We start from the raw sequence: 16,797 nt of genomic DNA, 5'->3' as shown, positions 1-16,797 counted from the left end.
AGAGCAGACGTCAATGTTAGGTCAACAGCCACGGTGGCTGACCGACGATCGCCGCGGGTACATCAGGCTGCTGGCCTCGATCCGCGACTTCGTCGACTCCTTTGCGAACAGCTCGCCCGCGCGCCTGGCCCTGTTCATCTTCAGCGCCGTGATCCTGGTGTTCACCGCGCTGCTGAGCCTGCCGATGGCCACCAGCGGCGGGACGGCGGCGCCCCTGCACGATGCTTTCTTCACGGCGGTGTCCGCTGTCTGCGTCACAGGCCTCACGGTGGTGTCGACCGCCACCTACTGGTCCTTCTTCGGCCAGTTGGTGATCCTGCTGGGCATCTTCATCGGAGGGCTCGGCACCCTCACCCTGGCCTCGCTGCTCGCGCTGATCGTGAGCAAGCGGCTCGGGGTGCGCGGGAAGCTGCTGGCCCAGTCGGCGCTCAACAATGCGAGCCGGCTCGGCGAGATCGGCACGCTCCTGCGGATCGTCATCACGACGTCGGTTCTGATCGAGATCGTCCTCGCCATCGTCCTCATCCCGCGCTTCATGATCCTGGGGGAGCCCTGGTGGCAGGCGCTCTGGCACGGCATCTTCTACGCCATCTCCGCCTTCAACAACGCCGGATTCACCCCGCACAGCGACGGGCTGGTCCCGTACGAGACGGACCTCTGGATCCTCACCCCGCTGATGGTCGGGGTGTTCCTCGGCAGCCTCGGCTTCCCGGTGGTCATGGTTCTCGTGCAGGTGCGCCACCGCCTCAGCAAGTGGACGCTCCACGCGAAGCTCACGGTGTCCGTGTCGCTGATCCTGCTCGTGGCAGGAACGTTCGCGTGGGGCTTCCTGGAATGGGAGAACGACGGCACGATCGGCACGCTCAGCGTCACGGACCGGGTGATCCATGCCATCTTCGCCTCGATCATGACCCGCTCCGGCGGGTTCAACCTCGTGGACCAGAACGACATGACAACCACGACGATGCTCCTGACGGACGCCCTGATGTTCGCCGGCGGGGGTTCCGCATCCACGGCCGGCGGTATCAAGGTGACCACCATCGCCGTCATGTTCCTCGCCATCGTTGCCGAGGCCCGCGGTGACTCGGACGTCCGGGCCTGGGGCCGGACGATCCCCTCCGGCGTGATGCGGGTGGCCATCTCCGTGATCTTCATGGGCGCCACCCTCGTCCTGATCGGCAGCGGCCTGCTCCTCAGCATGACGGACGAGCCGCTCGACAAGGTGGTCTTCGAGGTGATCTCGGCGTTCGCGACCTGCGGCCTGAGTACCAACCTGAGCGCCGAGCTGCCGCCCGAAGGAAAATATGTCCTGTCCGCCCTGATGTTCGCCGGGCGCATGGGCACCATCACCCTCGCCTCGGCCCTCGCGCTGAGGCAACGCAGCACGCTGTACCGCTACCCCGACGAGAGGCCGATCATTGGCTGAAAGACCCGCCCACAACGCACCCGTCCTCGTGATCGGCCTCGGCCGGTTCGGCGCGGCGACCGCGGAACAGCTCGTCCGCCAGGGACGGGAGGTGCTCGCGATCGAACGGGATCCGCAGCTCGTGCAGAAGTTCTCCGGCATCCTCACGCACGTCGTCGAAGCCGATGCGACGAACCTCGACGCCCTCCGCCAGCTCGGCGCCCAGGAGTTCTCGGCGGCCGTGGTGGGGGTCGGCACCTCGATCGAATCGAGCGTACTGATCACCGCGAACCTCGTGGACCTCGGCATCGACCACCTGTGGGTCAAGGCCATCACGCCCTCGCACGGCAAGATCCTCAAGCGCATCGGTGCCAATCACGTGATCTACCCGGAGGCGGATGCCGGCCAACGCGCCGCGCACCTCGTCGGCGGCCGCATGCTGGACTTCATCGAGTTCGACGACGGCTTCGCGATCGTGAAGATGTACCCGCCGAAGGAGACCCAGGGCTTCACCCTCGCGGAGTCCTCGGTGCGCTCGAAGTACGGCGTCACCGTCGTCGGCGTCAAGTCCCCCGGCGAGGACTTCACCTACGCCCGCCCCGATACCAAGGTCTCCAGCCGCGACATGCTGATCGTATCCGGGCACGTGGACCTGCTGGAGCGCTTTGCCGGCCGACCCTAGCCGCACGGACACCTCCGGGCCGTCGTCGCGACGGGAGCGCAGCTCCGGAGTGTCGGGCCGCCGGACACCCGCCGCAGCTGCGCGGTCGGCGGCCGGCCGGTGGGCTGCCGCGGCGGGCGGCGCCCTCGTGCTCGCCGCCGTCGTGCTCGCCGCACAGATCCACGGGCTCGATCTCTCGGTGTACCGCGAGGGCGCCCTCGCGCTGCTCGGCCGCGCGGGTGAGAAGGACCTGTACGACGACGCCCTGATCCAGACCGACACGCGGGGCCTGCCCTTCACCTACCCGCCGTTCGCCGCCCTGCTCTTCGTGCCCCTCGCACTCGTTCCGGAGGCCCTCGCCCTCGGGATCGTAACCGCCCTGACGTGTGTATGTCTCGTAGGCGTGTCCGTCGTCGTCGTGCGCTACCTGCGCGCGTCGGGGGTGCTGCCGGGAGCGCCGCGGGCCGGCTGGCGGGGTCCCGTCGCCGTCCTTGTCGCCATGCTGCTCATCGGTGTGGGCGGGCCCTGGCGCGAGGGCCTCGGGTTCGGACAGGTCAACGCCCTCCTCATGGTGCTGATCCTCGCCGACCTGCTGCGCTCCACCCGGCTGCCCTCGGGCGTACTCATCGGGATCGCCGCCGGGATCAAGCTGACACCGCTCGCCTTCGGCCTGGTGTTCCTCGCGCGCCGCGACTGGCGGTCCCTGGCCTGGCTGGCCACGTCCTTCGCCGCGACGGTGGCCGTGGGGTGGTTCCTGGCACCCCGCGAGTCCGCGATCTTCTGGTTGGGCGCGCTCTTCGACGCCTCGCGCGTGGGGGCGACGGCCGATCTCTACAATGTGTCCCTGAACTCGGTGGTGGCCCAGTCGGGCCTGGTGGAGGGCCTGCAGCGGCCCGTGTGGCTCCTGGCGTCCCTGGCCGTCATCGCGGTCGGCTACGTCGCGATCCTGCGGGCGGACGACGACGGCGACCCCGTGCGGGCGATCGCCGCCAACGCCGTGGTCATGCTCGCGATCTCGCCCATCTCGTGGTTCCACCACTGGGTGTGGATCGCCCTGGTGCTCCCGGCCGGCTGGGTCCTCGCCCGCCGGCAGGCGAGGGCCCCACGCGCAGTGGGACGGACGCTGCTGGCGCTCCTGGTGCCCGTGATGATGTTCTCCTCGATCACCGTCACCCTCACCCTCACCGGCGCGGTCTCCGGCGAGGGGCCGCTGCCGCTCCGGCTCTTCACCGGCCTCGGCGTGGTCCTCCCGGTGGCCCTGCTGATCCTGTGGTCGCTCCGGCCCGTCAGCCGGCGGGACGCGTCAGCTCGCGGGTGATCTCCGCCGCGCGTGCCGTGGCGGCGCGGGCACCGTCCGCGACGATGCCGGGAAGGCCCAGCTCGTCGAAGGTCTCGATAGCGCTCTGCGTGGTCCCGTTGGGGCTGGTGACGGCGCGGCGGAGGGTCGCGGCGTCCGCGCCCTCCTCGGCGAGCATGAAGCCCGCTCCCGCGACGGTCTCCCGGGCGATGAGCGCGGCCAGGTCGGCGTCCAGCCCCAGTTCGACGCCGGCGGCGGCCATCGCCTCCGCCAGGTAGAACGCGTAGGCCGGCCCGGATCCGCTGACCGCGGAGAGGGCGTCCACCTGGTCCTCGGGGATCTCGACGACGGTCCCGGCGGACGCCAGGAGCTCCCGGGCCTGCGCCATCTGCCCGGGACCCGCGGCGGTCCCGGCCGAGATCGAGAGCACTCCCCTGCCGAGCCGCGACGGCGTGTTGGGCATCGAGCGGATGACGGGCTGGCCGTCGGGGAGTGCGGCCTCGATCATCGCGGTCGAGACGGCGGCGGCGACGCTGAGGACGACGGCGGCAGGCTTCAGGGAGGGGCCGATCTCGCGGGCGAGCGCGACGGTGCCGGCGGGCTTCACCCCGAGGATGACGACGTCGGCATCCTGCGCGGCCGTGGTGTTCGCACCGTCGTCGTCGGTCGTCGCGAGGGCCGTGACGCCGTGCCGCTGCCCGAGCTCCGCCGCGCGCTCGGCACGCCGCACCGTCGCGGTGACCCGCTCGGGGGCGAGGCCGGCGGCGAGGAGGCCGGCCAGGATGGACTCGTTCATGGATCCGCAGCCGAGGAAGGCGATGCGCGGGCCGCCGTGGGTCGTCATGGTCCCATCCTGCCACGAGGGCCTCACAGGCTACTCCCAGCGTGCGTGGTGTTGCAGCACAAGGAGGGACCCTACTGTTGGAGGTACCTCATAAGGGTGCGAGTGATGCGGCCGGAACTTCCTGATCCGGCCCGGCGTCGGTGGCACCGGATGGATCCCCCACCATCCGGACCGTCCACCGGCGCCATTCCTCGTTAACGGCGGAGGGGGTCGGGGGTGTCACAGCTCCTTCACCGGGCGGGCGCAGTCGGTCGGAGATGGAGCTGCTCCGGCGGTGTCGAACCTCCGGTGGCTGATCGTCAGGTCAGTAGACCGCGAGGGCGTGCACCGTGCGTTCAATAGCAGGGCGGATGTCGAGCTCGGGGTCGACGGTGAGCCTGTGGAGGAGCAGTCCTTCGCCGAGCGCCATGAGCGCGCGGGTCGCCGGCGCCGGGTCGGAGATGCCGACGGCTGTCACGATTGCCTCGGTCCACCTCTCGAACTCGCGGCGTTGCCGTCGCAGCGGCTCGCCGAGTTCAGGCTCACCGGCGAGTTCGAGGAAGAGGGCATGACGTGCTCGCGTCCTCACGGCGAACTTCCCGGCCTGCAGTTCGACCATGGCGCACAGGCCCTCGACGAGTCCGTCGGATCCCGTAACGGCGAGCAGCGTGGTCGGGTCGAAGTCGGCTCGTTCGCACTCCGCGATCCAGTCGACCACGCCCCCGAGCAGCGCCCGGCGGGTGCGGAACCAGTTGGATGTGGACCCGGACGGCAGACCTGCTCGTTCGTCGACCCGCGCGTGGCTCAACGCGCGCACCCCCTCCGTACCGAGCAAGTCCACGGCCGCCCTGAGTGAGCGCTCGCGGGTGGTCGCCGGCATGGACACCCCCTCTCGAGCGTTCTACTATGAACATAGTATCTCCGCCGCACGAAGGAGGTCGCCATGTCAACGCCTGCCTCTACCTGGGTGCCGCCGTTACCCGACGCCGTCGGCTTCCATCATGTCGTCATCGAGACTCCCGGCTTGCGGACGCATGTCGCAGTAGTCGGCGAAGGCGAGCCCGTCGTGCTGTTGCACGGATTCCCTGAGCACTGGTGGCAGTGGAGTGCGATAGCACCGGTCATCGCCGCTCGCGGCTACCGGGTTCTGTGCCCCGACCTGCGGGGTGCCGGCTGGACAGTGGCGGACGACCCCCGGGTGGAACGCGAGACACGGCTCCGCGACCTGCTCGCCCTCTTCGAGGCCCTCGGCATCGACCGCGCGCACATCGTCTCCCACGACATGGGCGTCATCACCGCCATGCAGTTGGCCTACGACCACCCCGAGCGGATTCGAACGGCGGTGCAACTCGCGGTGCCGCCGGCCTTCTTCAGGTTCAGCCCGAGGATCATCCCAGGTTTCCGGCACCTGCCCCCCTTCATCTGGCACCGTCCGGGCGCCTCGCTACGCGGCGTCTTCTCGGACGCATACGCGGCCCACCCGATGTCCGAGGCAACCGTCGAAAGCCATCTCGCGCCACTGCACCAGCCCGACATCGATGACGCTGTGCGTCAGCTCACCCGCGGAATGGTCCTCCCCGAGGCAATGCGCATGATGCGTGGCGTCTACCGCCGCCGTCGACTCACGGTGCCGACCCTCGTCGTGTACGGCCGCAGGGACTATCCGTGGACCGAGCAGGTCCTACGCCGCATCTGCCGCGACAAGGAGCGGTACGCCGATCGCGTCGAGTTCGCGTTCGTCGACGATGCCGCGCACTTCATCACCGACGACGCCCCCGCCGCGGTCGCCGACCTCGCACTCGACTGGTTCGAACGCGCCGGCTGAGGCCCGGAGCGTGTCGCGGCAACTGCTTCCTGCCGACCTTCCGCCGGGACTTCGCGGTTCCCGACCAATTCCGCGATCCGAGCCGTCCGAGCGTCAGTGGCTCAGGTGCTCCCGGGCGAACCGCAGGGTTTCCGCGAGCCAGTCCTCGCGCTCACCGGCGGCCTTGGCGCGGCGCGTACTGACCTCGACGGCGACCACGCCGTCCCACTCCGACGCCGCGAGGTGGGCCAGCGCCTCCGCGCACCGCTGCTGGCCCTGGCCGGGGAGGAGGTGTTCGTCCCTGCCGTTGGGCGTCCCGTCGGTCAGGTGCACGTGTGCGAGCCTGCTGCCGAGCGTCCTGATCTCCTCGAAGGAGTCCATGCCGGCGATCGCCGCGTGGGAGAAGTCCCAGGTGATCCGCTCGTACGGCTCGGGGATGGGGTTCCAGTGCGGCAGGTACGCCTTCGCCTCGCGGCCGCGCACCTTCCACGGATACATGTTCTCGACGGCGATGTCGACGCCGTACTCGGTCGCGATGCGCGCGATGCCCTCGGGGAACTCCTCGGCGTACCCCGTCTGCCAGCGGAACGGCGGATGGGTCACGACGGTCGAGGCACCCACCTCAGCGGCCATCGCCGCGGACATCTCGATCTTCGTCCAGGCCTTGCCCCACACCTGCTGGGTCAGGAGCAGGGTGGGGGCGTGGATGGCGAGGATCGGGAGCTCGTAGCGGTCGCTGAGCGAGGAGAGCTGGCCCGGGTCCTGGCTGACCGAGTTGTTGGTGACCATCACCTCGACGCCGTCGTACCCGAGGTCCTGGGCCAGCGCGAACGCGTCGTGGACGGCGAGGGGGTAGACCGACGCGCTGGAGAGGGCGACGGGGATCGAGGGCAGGCTGTCGGCGCGGGACACGTCAGGCCCCCCGCGCGACAGGGGAACGCGGCGTCGCGTCGAGCTGGGTATGCCCCACCCCGGTTCCCGGGAGGGGTTCGTCGGCGTCGAACATCTTCGCGTCGAAGCGCCTGAGCAGCAGTCCCTCGCGCAGCGCCCACGGGCAGATGCTGATCGACGAGACGCTGAACAGGTCGAGCGCGGCCTCGGCCACGAGTGCGCCGGCGAGCACCTGCGGGGCGCGCAGCTCCGAGACGCCGTCGAGGTGGGTGCGGTCCTCCACGGTCATGGCCGCGAGCCGCCTGGTCCAGAGGCCGAGATCCTCGAGGCGCAGTTCGCGCCGGACGAAGGGCCCGGCGGCCGACGGCGCGGCCCCTGCCATCCGGGCCAGGGAGCGGAAGGTCTTCGAGGTGCCGGCCACCAGGTGGGGGGTGCCGAGGTGCGCGAACTGGGGAACGGCCTCCCGCAGGGTCGCCCGGATGTAGCGGCGGAGCTCCTTCACGTTCCTGGCCGACGGCGGGTCCCCGTGCAGCCAGTCGCGCGTGAGCCTCCCCGCGCCGAGCGGGACGGAGAGGGCCACCTCGGGCAGCTCGTCCGTGCCCATGGCCATCTCGAAGGAGCCGCCGCCGATGTCGAGATTGAGGATGGATTCCGAGCCCCAGCCGTACCAGCGGCGCACGGCCTGGAAGGTCACCGCGGCCTCCTGGTCCCCGGACAGCTCCTGGAGGTCGACGCCGGTCTCCCGGCGCACACGGTCGAGGACCTCGCGACCATTGGCGGCCTCCCGGATCGCCGAGGTGCAGAACGCCAGGAAATCCTCGGCGTCGTGGCCTGCCGCGAACGCGCGGGCCTCACGGACGAAACCGACGAGCTCGTCCTGTCCCTGCCGCGAGATGCCGCCGTCCTCCTCGAGGTAGGCCACGAGCTGCAGGGGCCTCTTGTGGCTCGCGAAAGGCACGGGTCGCCCCCCGGGGTGGGCATCCACAAGGAGCAGATGAACCGTGTTCGAGCCTATGTCCAGTACGCCTAGCCGCATCGTTCCTGCGCTTCCAGATCATTCCCCGCCAACATGTGTGCCTGCCGTGCCCTTCGGGTCACTTTCCTGCGGCGACCTTGCGCTTCGCGGGCGCCCGGCGGGTCGTCTTCTTGGGGGCCGGTCCCTTGGCACGCTTCTCGGCGAGCATGTCGATCGCCTGTTCGCGTGTCAGTTCCTCGATCGCCATGGAGCCGGGAACGGTGATGTTCGTGTCGCCGTCGGTGATGTAGGGGCCGAAGCGGCCGTCCTTCACCACGATCGGCTTCTCGCTCACCGGGTCGTCGCCGAACTCGGCCAGCGGCGGCGTGACGGTCCGGCCGCCGCGCTGCTTGGGCTGCTTGTAGATCTCCAGCGCCTGGTCGAGGGTGATCGTGAAGATCTCCTCCTCCGAGCCGATGGACCGGGAGTCGCTGCCCTTCTTCAGGTAGGGGCCGAACCGGCCGTTCTGCACCGTGACCTCCTTGCCCTCCTCGTCCGTGCCGAGGACCCGCGGCAGGTTCATGAGCCTGAGGGCGTCCTCGAGGGTCACGGTGTCCACCGACATCGACTTGAAGAGCGACCCGGTGCGGGGCTTGACCTTGGCGGGCTTCTTCGGCGGCTTGGGCTTGCCGTTCTTGTAGTACTCGACGGGCTGGCTGGCGAGTTCCTCCGCCGTCGGCTCGGTGATCAGTTCGATCACGTACGGTCCGTAGCGGCCGTCGCGTGCCACGATGGTCCGTCCGGTTTCCGGGTCGGTGCCGAGGACGCGCTCCTGCGACGTCGGCGCCTCCATCAGCTCGATGGCCTTCTCCGCCGTCAGCTCGTCGGGCGCGAGATCCTCGGGGACGTTGGCGCGCTGCGGTTCCGTGCCCTCGGGGGCGTCGGCCGGCAACGGCTTCTCCAGGTACGGCCCGAACTTGCCGACCCGTAGCGTGATCCCCTCGGCGATCTCCACCGAGTTGATGCTGCGCGCGTCGATCTCACCGAGATCGTTGACGATGGTGTGCAGCCCGGTGTCCTTGCGGTCCCCGTAGTAGAAGCTGTTGAGCCACTCGACGCGACCCGTCTCGCCACGCGAGATGCGGTCGAGGTCCTCTTCCAGCTCGGCGGTGAAGTCGTAGTCCACGTAGTCGTTGAAGTGCTCCTCGAGCAGGCGCACCACCGAGAACGCGATCCAGCTCGGCACCAGGGCCTGGCCGCGGGTGCGGACGTAGCCGCGGTCCATGATGGTGGACATCGTCGCGGCGTACGTCGACGGGCGGCCGATGCCTCGCTCGTCGAGCACCTTGACGAGCGAGGCCTCCGTGTAGCGCGGGGGCGGCGACGTCTCGTGGCCGAGGGCCTCGATCGCCGTCGCGCCGAGCGCATCGCCCTTGGCGACGTTGGGCAGGCGCGTGCCCTGGGCGTCGCCGTCGCTCCCGTCTTCGTCGCGGCCCGCGTCGCGACCCTCCTCGTAGGCGGCCATGAAGCCGCGGAAGGTGATGACGGTGCCGGAAGCCGCGAACTCCGCGTCCCGGCCGTCCGCGCTCCTTGCGCCGAGGCGCAGTGACGCCGTCGAGCCCTTGGCGTCGGCCATCTGGGAGGCGACGGTGCGCTTCCAGATCAGTTCGTACAGGCGGAACTCGTCACCGCGCAGGGACTGGGCCACCTGGGCGGGGGTCCGGAAGGAGTCGCCGGCAGGACGGATGGCCTCGTGGGCCTCCTGCGCGTTCTTGGCCTTGCCCTTGTAGACGCGCCGGGATTCGGGCACGTACTCGGGACCGTACAGCTCCGAGGCCTGGCGGCGGGCGGCGTTGATGGCCTGGTCCGAGAGCGCCGACGAGTCGGTACGCATGTAGGTGATGTAGCCGTTCTCGTACAGCCGCTGCGCCACCTGCATGGTGACCTTCGAGCTGAACCGCAGCTTGCGGGCAGCCTCCTGCTGAAGGGTCGACGTCGTGAACGGCGCGGCGGGACGGCGCGTATAGGGCTTGGTCTCGAGGGAACGCACCGCGAAGGCGGCGCTCTCGAGCCCGGTGGCGAGCGAGCGGGCGGCCTCCTCGTCCAGACGGACGACGTTCGCGGCCTTCAGCTCGCCGCGGTCCGAGAAGTCCTTGCCGGAGGCGACCCGGCTGCCGTCGACGGCCACGAGCTTGGCCGGGAAGGTGCTGCCCTTGGCCGCGTCCTCGGGCGTGAACGTGCCGGTCAGGTCCCAGTACGACGCCGTGCGGAACGCCATGCGCTCCCGCTCCCGCTCCACCACGAGGCGGGTCGCGACGGACTGCACGCGGCCTGCGGAGAGACCGCGGGCCACCTTGCGCCACAGCACGGGGGAGATCTCGTAGCCGTACAGGCGGTCGAGGATGCGCCGGGTCTCCTGGGCGTCGACCATGGGGATGTCGACGTCCCGCAGTTCGCCCATGGCGCGCGTCACTGCCTCCTTGGTGATCTCCCCGAAGGTCAGCCGATACACGGGGACCTTCGGCTTGAGGACCTGCAGCAGGTGCCAGGCGATGGCTTCGCCCTCGCGGTCGTTATCGGTGGCGAGGTAGAGCTCGTCGGCGTCCTTCAGGGCGGCCTTGAGCTCGGCGACGGTCTTCCGCTTCTCGGGGGAGACGACGTAGTAGGGCTCGAAGTCCTTGTCGAGGTCCACCGCGAACTTGCCCACCGAGGACTTCTTCAGCTCGGCGGGAAGGTCGGACGGCTGGGGGAGGTCCCGGATGTGTCCCATGGACGCGGCGACCTGGAAACCCTCGCCGAGATAGCCCGAGATGCTCTTGATCTTGCTGGGGGACTCAACGATGACGAGCTTCTTGCCGTGCTTCTTGTCCGTGGCCTTGGTCGGCACTTCTCTCCTATATATACGGGTCGATGCCGCGGCAGATCCTGGGTGTCCGGTCCGGATCCCGCTGCCGGGCTCACCTCACAGTATGCGCCATGAGTACCTGCACAAGACTAATGGCAGGTCTCAGGAGGCTGGAAGGAGGAAGCCCTCGCGGACGAGTTGCTCGACGTCGAGCAGCAACTCCGAGGTGAACGCGGCGTCGGGCCTGTCGAGCAGCATGGCGAGGGCCCCCGCGATCTGCCCGGCCGTGAGATCGCCGTCGCACGCGGACGCGAACCCGGCCAGTTCGGTGCTGAGCAGGCTCGTTCGCCGGAGGCCGGCACCCTGCCGCAACAGGATGACGCCGGGATGTTCGGCGCCGGGCCGCTGGTGGCGTTCCTCGGTGACGTCCTCGGCGACGAGCAGGAACTCGTCGGCGATGCCTATCCCGGAGGCGGCCTGCTCGGTGTGGGCTGCGAGCCAGTCGCTGCGGCCGATCGCCGCGGCGAGGTGCGGGCCCACGGGCTGTTCGATGTCGTGGGTGATCTCCTCGAGCGTCACCCGCACGAGGTCGCTGGGGGTCCGGGGGCGCCTCAGCCAGACGGACCCGAAGCCGATGCCCTCGACGTCGCGGGCGGCGAAGTCGGCGAGGTAGGCGGCGAAGCCCGCCACATAGGCGCCGCGGTCGCGATTCTCGGCAGCGTCCCGCAGCCACGTCTCGGCGTACTGCACCGGCGTCAGTTGCTCGCGCTGGATGATCCATGCGTCGACGCCGGGAGGCACGAACCCGCGGATGCGGCGGTCCCACGGGGTTCCTTCGGTGATCTCCCAGTTGCCGAGCAGCTGCGCAGCCCCGCCCGGCGCGAGGACGTCCGGTAGCCCCCGGACCAGCGTCTCGACGATCGCATCACCTGCCAGCCCGCCGTCGCGGTAGGTGTAGGACGTGTCAGGGGTGCCGGTGCGCGGCGTGATGACGAAGGGCGGGTTGGACACCACGAGGTCGAACTCGTCCCCGCGGACGGGCTCGAGGAGGCTGCCGCGGCGGAGGCTGACCCGCGTGCCGGGCCGACGCGGATCGATGTCCAGTGCGGGCGCGTTCAGGAGGAGGTTGAAGCGGGCGAAGGCCAGGGCCCGGTCCGAGATATCGGTCACCGTCACGTGGCCGGCATGGGCCAGGAGGTGGAAGGCCTGGATGCCACAGCCCGTCCCCAGATCCAGCGCCCGATCGACCGGCGTCCTCATGACGGTCTGCGCGAGGGTCAGCGAGGCGCCGCCGATCCCGAGGACGTGGTCGTGGCGCAGCGGGCCGGGGCGTTGCTCGGAGCCGAGGTCGCTCGCCACCCAGAGATTCCCCCCGACGTCCGAACCGTACGGGCGGAGCTCGACGACGGCACGCCAGCGGGGCGCTGCCGGCGGCGCCGGGGCGCGGTCCGTCGTGTTGTCCGTCGCGTTGTCCGACGCGCGCTCCGGCGCGTTGTCCAGCGCGCTGTCCGGCGCGCTGTCCGGCGCGCGCTCGATGAGCCTCAGCTGTTCGAGGCCCGCCACGCCGCTGCCGGGGAAGGCCCGTACGAGGTCCTGCTCCGTCACGGTCTCGCCGAGCAACCACAGCAGGACGGGCGTGGCACGCGCATCCTCCGCATCGGTACGGCGACGCGATGCCAGCAGCGCCGGGACGAGCTGGCCCCGGCCGAGGGCCGCGTACGCCGCCGCGCCGAGGAAGCCCTCGACACCTTCGACGGTGTAGTCGAGGGCTCCCAGGTCCTCGGCGAGGACCGCGAGCGACGCGAGGTCACGGCTCGACGGCGCGGACGCGACGTCGTCGGCGAACTCCGGCCAGGCCGGGGCCTCCACCGGCATCACGCGGCGCCCGCGGCCGTCGCTTCGGCCTCGTCCGGCTCACAGCCCTGGGGGCAACGCAGGGTCGAGGAATCGGCCGCGCATGAGGCGCAGAACAGGGTGAGGTTGCGGCAGGACTGGTTCGAGCAGTTCTCGAAGGTGCTGGTCGGCGCCTGGCAGCGCACGCACTTGCCGATCGTCACGGCGTCGTCGCTGAATTCGAGGTGCATCCTCTTGTCGAAGACGTACAGCGAGCCCTCCCACAGCCCGGCGTCCCGGTACTTCTCGCCGTACCGGACGATCCCGCCGTCGAGCTGGTAGACCTCCTGGAAGCCCCGGTTGATCATGAGGCTGGAGAGCACCTCGCAGCGGATGCCGCCCGTGCAGTAGGTGACCACGGGCTTGTCCTTCAGGTCGTCGTACTTGCCCGAATCGAGTTCCCGGACGAAGTCGTGCGTCGTGCGGACGTCGGGGACGACGGCGCCCTTGAAACGGCCGATCTGCGCCTCGAGCGCGTTGCGCCCGTCGAAGAAGACGACCTCCTCCCCCACCTCGCGCCTGGCGTCGACGAGCGCGTGCAGTTCTTCCGGCGCCAGGTGGACGCCGCCGCCCACGACGCCGTTCTCGTCGACCTTCAGCTCGCCCGGGGCGCCGAACGAGACGATCTCGTCACGCACCCTGACGCTGAGCCGCGGGAAGTCCTCCGCGCCCCCGTCTGACCACTTGATCTCCAGGCCCTTGAACGCCGGATACTCGCGCGTGGTCCTGACGTACTGCTTCACCGCACCGATCTCGCCGCCCACGGTGCCGTTGATCCCGTCCTTCGAGATGAGGATCCTGCCGCGCAGCCCCCACTTCTCGCAGAGGGCCCGTTGCCACAGCCTGACGGCTTCGGGATCGGGCAGGGGCGTGAAGGCGTAGTAGAGGGCAATCCGGTTCATCGACACGGTTCAAAGCCTACGGTGCGACTAAAAACCGCCACGTCGAAACTTCCTATGTCATCGGCGCCGCCGGACAACTATCGTCAACCCATGAACGCCCATGCAGACAAGCAACTTTTCCAGACCTGGATCACTGGATGGTCCACGTGCCGGGGGTACGAGCGTCATGACGACGGACGAAGCACGTCCGTCGTGCTCACGGATGAGCAGAACCAGACCGAACATTTCCTGTTCGAGCCGACTACCGAGCAGTTCCTCGAACTCGCCGCCGAGACGAAACAGGATCCCACGCGGATCCTGATGGTCGTCACCAACCGGATGCGGGAGCTGATCGACGCCGCGAACCCGCTGGGTATGCGGATCACCGACCGACAGCAGGCCCTGATGAGCGTCGACATGAGCGGGCAGGACGTCGAGGATCCGCGCCCTCCCGGTGACGGCTACACGCTGGAGCGTACCGCCGACGGCGCCTGCCGCCGCGTGCTGGTACGCGCCCACGGGGAACTCGCGGCCCGCGGGTCCGTGGTGACCGTGGGCGACTACGCGGTCTACGACCGGATCATCACCGAGGAGGCCTTCCGCCGGCGGGGACTGGGCAGCTTCGTCATGCGCGCACTCACCGCGGGGGTCCTGGAGGACGACGTCACCACCGGCCTGCTCATGGCCTCGGCCGACGGCCGCGCACTCTACGAGTTCCTCGACTGGGAGTACCTCGCCGATGTGTTCGTCATCAGAGGATAAGCCGCCTATCCACCGTTCTTGCGGACCGCCGATGGAAGAATGGCCCGGTGGCTGCGCGCGATTCCCTCATCCCGCTGCTCGGGGGTGGACCCGACCCCGAGCAGCTGCTGCATGTCCGTGAGATCCCGGCCCGCGACGCCGAGCACGCCCCGTGGCCCGTCTGGGCGCACCCCGACGTCGTCGAGGCGTTCACCCGGCGCGGCGTCCACCAGCCCTGGCGTCACCAGGTGGAGGGGGCCAACTCCGCCCACGACGGCGAGCACACCATCATCGCGACCGGGACCGCGTCCGGGAAGTCCCTCTGCTACCAGCTGCCGGTGCTCGACGAGATCCACCGCAGCGAACTGCTGGACCGCGCGACACTGGCGCCCACCGGGGCCGTCTCCCTGTACCTGGCTCCCACGAAGGCGCTGGCCGCCGACCAGCTCTCGGCCGTCAACGCGCTGGGCCTGCCCACCGTCCGCGCCGAGACCTACGACGGCGACACCGAGTCGGGGGCCCGCCGCTGGATCCGCGACCACGCCAACCTGGTCCTCGCGAATCCCGACATGCTCCACTACGGCATCCTGCCGAACCACACCTGGTGGGCGCGGTTCTTCCGGCGGCTGAAGTACGTGATCATCGACGAGGCCCACAGCTACCGGGGCGTGTTCGGGTCCCACGTCGCGAATCTCCTGCGGCGCCTGCGGCGCGTCTGTGCGAGCTACGGCGCGGATCCCGTGTTCATCGGGGCGTCCGCGACGTCGGCGGAGCCCGCCGCGTCGTTCGGGAAGCTGATCGGCGCCCCGGCGCGCGCCGTCGACCGGGACAGCTCGCCGCATGGTTCCACGACGGTCGCGTTCTGGGAACCGCAGCTCACCGGCCGGAAGGGCGAGAACGGGGCCCCGACCCGGCGGACCGTGATCGCCGAGACCTCGGACCTCCTGGCCAACCTCGTCTCCTCCTCCGTACGGACCATCGCGTTCATCAAGTCACGACGGGGCGCGGAGAGCATTGCCCAGACCTCGCGGCGGATGCTCGAGGACGTGCACCCGAGCCTGCCGCACCGCATCGCCGCGTACCGCTCCGGGTACCTGCCGGAGGAGCGGCGCGCCCTCGAGGCGTCGCTGCGGAGCGGCGAACTGCTGGGTGTGGCGAGCACCTCGGCTCTGGAACTCGGGATCGACATCTCCGGCCTCGACGCCGTCCTCGTGGCGGGGTGGCCCGGAACCCGCGCGTCGCTGATGCAGCAGATCGGCCGGGCGGGCCGCTCCGGCCAGGACGCCCTCGCGGCTTTCGTGGCGAGCGACGACCCCCTGGACACCTATCTCGTCCACCACCCGGAAGCGGTGTTCGATCTCGCCGTCGAAGCGACCGTCTTCGATCCGTCGAATCCCTACGTGCTCGGCCCGCACCTGTGCGCCGCCGCGGCCGAACTGCCGCTGACAGAGAAGGACCTTCCCCTGTTCGGGCCTACCTCGGAGGACCTGCTGGGCACGCTGTGCGAGCAGGGCTTCCTGCGGCGCCGGCCCGCCGGATGGTTCTGGACGCACCCCCAGAGTGCCGCCGGGATGGTCAACCTCCGGGCCGACGGCGGCGGTCCGATCAACATCGTCGAGGCCGAATCCGGCACCCTTCTCGGGACGATGGACTCAGCGCAGAGCCACTATCAGGCCCACCCCGGCGCCGTGTACGTGCATCAGGGCCGGACCTACGTCGTCCAGGACCTCGACGAGCAGGACCACTGTGCCGTGGTGGCACGGGCCCACCCGGACTACTACACGCAGGCGCGGGACGTCACGCAGATCGAGGTCATCGAGCGGGACGTGAGCAGCCTGTGGGGCGGCGTCCTCGTGAATTTCGGGGACGTGAAGGTGACGACCCAGGTGGTGTCCTTCCAGCGCAAGGCCTTCTCCTCGAACGAGATCCTCGGCGAGGAGCCGCTCGACCTGGCGGCCCGCGACCTGTTCACGAAAAGCGTGTGGTTCGAGATCAGCCCGGAACTGCTGGAGGCCGAAGGAATTCTCGCCGAGGAGCTCCCGGGGGCGCTCCACGCCGCGGAGCACGCGGCGATCGGGCTGCTCCCGCTCGTCGCCTCGAGTGACCGCTGGGACATCGGGGGCGTGTCGACGGCCCTGCATGCCGACACCGGCCTGCCGACCATCTTCGTGTACGACGGCCATCCCGGGGGCGCCGGATTTGCCGAGCGGGGGTTCGAGGCCGCCCGGACCTGGCTGTCGGCGACCCGCGACGCCATCGAAGCCTGCGAGTGCGAGTCCGGCTGTCCCTCCTGCGTCCAGTCCCCGAAGTGCGGCAACCGGAACAACCCGTTGAGCAAGGGTGGTGCCGTGGCCGTGCTGTCCCTGATCCTGCAGCAGGCCGCAGGCAGCGTCGCCTCCGACGGCGTCCTTCCCGGCACCTCCACCCCGGACGCGCCGTCCGGGGTGGACACCCCGTCAGGGCCGGACGCACCGTCGGCACTGGACCCACCGTCGGCACTCGACAGTCCGTCGGAACTGGACCCGGGTACGAGTACCTCCGGACCCTGACGTCGAGGGCCGCGACGGATCCGTCGGACTCCCCCTCGGGCACATTGCCGGG

General features: G+C 69.9%; 13 protein-coding genes. 6 read left to right on the top strand and 7 right to left on the bottom strand.

The window, feature by feature from the left end:
• Nucleotides 1–13: 13 nt before the first annotated feature.
• From ACX80F_RS10545 to ACX80F_RS10535, 3 genes are read left to right on the top strand one after another with little or no spacing between them, the layout of a single operon-like run.
• Complete coding sequence (locus ACX80F_RS10545) at nt 14–1,426, top strand: TrkH family potassium uptake protein (protein WP_459336347.1); 1,413 nt, start codon at nt 14–16, stop codon at nt 1,424–1,426.
• Nucleotides 1,419–2,087 (top strand): potassium channel family protein, encoded by a 669-nt coding sequence (locus ACX80F_RS10540; RefSeq protein WP_043441864.1) that lies wholly within the window; start codon nt 1,419–1,421, stop codon nt 2,085–2,087. Before ACX80F_RS10545 ends, ACX80F_RS10540 begins: the two co-directional genes overlap by 8 nt.
• Entirely contained in the window at nt 2,071–3,384 is a 1,314-nt protein-coding gene (locus tag ACX80F_RS10535) for a glycosyltransferase 87 family protein (protein WP_459336346.1), read from the top strand. The genes ACX80F_RS10540 and ACX80F_RS10535 overlap by 17 nt, the downstream gene beginning before the upstream one ends.
• Here the strand turns inward: ACX80F_RS10535 and proC are convergent.
• The gene (gene proC, locus ACX80F_RS10530; protein WP_459336345.1) at nt 3,353–4,207 is read right to left on the bottom strand and encodes a pyrroline-5-carboxylate reductase; all 855 of its coding nucleotides are present in this window, start codon (nt 4,205–4,207) and stop codon (nt 3,353–3,355) included. The genes ACX80F_RS10535 and proC overlap by 32 nt on opposite strands.
• A gap of 304 nt (nt 4,208–4,511) precedes the next feature.
• On the bottom strand, nt 4,512–5,066 hold the full coding sequence (locus ACX80F_RS10525; protein WP_459336344.1) for a TetR/AcrR family transcriptional regulator: 555 nt from the start codon (nt 5,064–5,066) through the stop codon (nt 4,512–4,514).
• 63 nt (nt 5,067–5,129) lie between these two features.
• Between ACX80F_RS10525 and ACX80F_RS10520 the strand changes: the two genes are divergently transcribed.
• Nucleotides 5,130–6,011 (top strand): alpha/beta fold hydrolase, encoded by an 882-nt coding sequence (locus ACX80F_RS10520; protein ID WP_459336343.1) that lies wholly within the window; start codon nt 5,130–5,132, stop codon nt 6,009–6,011.
• Between the two features lie 93 nt (nt 6,012–6,104).
• On the opposite strand, the gene ACX80F_RS10515 is transcribed toward ACX80F_RS10520, so the two are convergent.
• From ACX80F_RS10515 to trhO, 5 genes are all read right to left on the bottom strand, one after another.
• Nucleotides 6,105–6,902 (bottom strand): sugar phosphate isomerase/epimerase family protein, encoded by a 798-nt coding sequence (locus ACX80F_RS10515; protein WP_459336342.1) that lies wholly within the window; start codon nt 6,900–6,902, stop codon nt 6,105–6,107.
• Nucleotide 6,903: 1 nt separating this feature from the next.
• Complete coding sequence (locus tag ACX80F_RS10510) at nt 6,904–7,917, bottom strand: Ppx/GppA phosphatase family protein (RefSeq protein WP_459336341.1); 1,014 nt, start codon at nt 7,915–7,917, stop codon at nt 6,904–6,906.
• A 58-nt stretch (nt 7,918–7,975) separates the two neighbouring features.
• The gene (topA, locus tag ACX80F_RS10505) at nt 7,976–10,723 is read right to left on the bottom strand and encodes a type I DNA topoisomerase (RefSeq protein WP_459336340.1); all 2,748 of its coding nucleotides are present in this window, start codon (nt 10,721–10,723) and stop codon (nt 7,976–7,978) included.
• Nucleotides 10,724–10,843: 120 nt separating this feature from the next.
• The gene (locus ACX80F_RS10500; protein WP_459336339.1) at nt 10,844–12,556 is read right to left on the bottom strand and encodes a DUF7059 domain-containing protein; all 1,713 of its coding nucleotides are present in this window, start codon (nt 12,554–12,556) and stop codon (nt 10,844–10,846) included.
• The gene (gene trhO / locus ACX80F_RS10495) at nt 12,556–13,482 is read right to left on the bottom strand and encodes an oxygen-dependent tRNA uridine(34) hydroxylase TrhO (protein WP_459336338.1); all 927 of its coding nucleotides are present in this window, start codon (nt 13,480–13,482) and stop codon (nt 12,556–12,558) included. The genes ACX80F_RS10500 and trhO overlap by 1 nt, the downstream gene beginning before the upstream one ends.
• An 84-nt stretch (nt 13,483–13,566) precedes the next feature.
• Here trhO and ACX80F_RS10490 point away from each other — a divergent pair, with 84 nt between their 5' ends.
• Nucleotides 13,567–14,217 (top strand): GNAT family N-acetyltransferase, encoded by a 651-nt coding sequence (locus tag ACX80F_RS10490; RefSeq protein WP_459336337.1) that lies wholly within the window; start codon nt 13,567–13,569, stop codon nt 14,215–14,217.
• 47 nt (nt 14,218–14,264) lie between these two features.
• The gene (locus ACX80F_RS10485; protein WP_459336336.1) at nt 14,265–16,745 is read left to right on the top strand and encodes a DEAD/DEAH box helicase; all 2,481 of its coding nucleotides are present in this window, start codon (nt 14,265–14,267) and stop codon (nt 16,743–16,745) included.
• Nucleotides 16,746–16,797: the final 52 nt, after the last annotated feature.

It is taken from the genome of Arthrobacter sp. TMS2-4 (genome assembly GCF_054511075.1).
The sequence above is the reverse complement of the archived record's forward strand: the minus strand, read 5'-3'. Positions and strand labels throughout refer to the sequence as shown.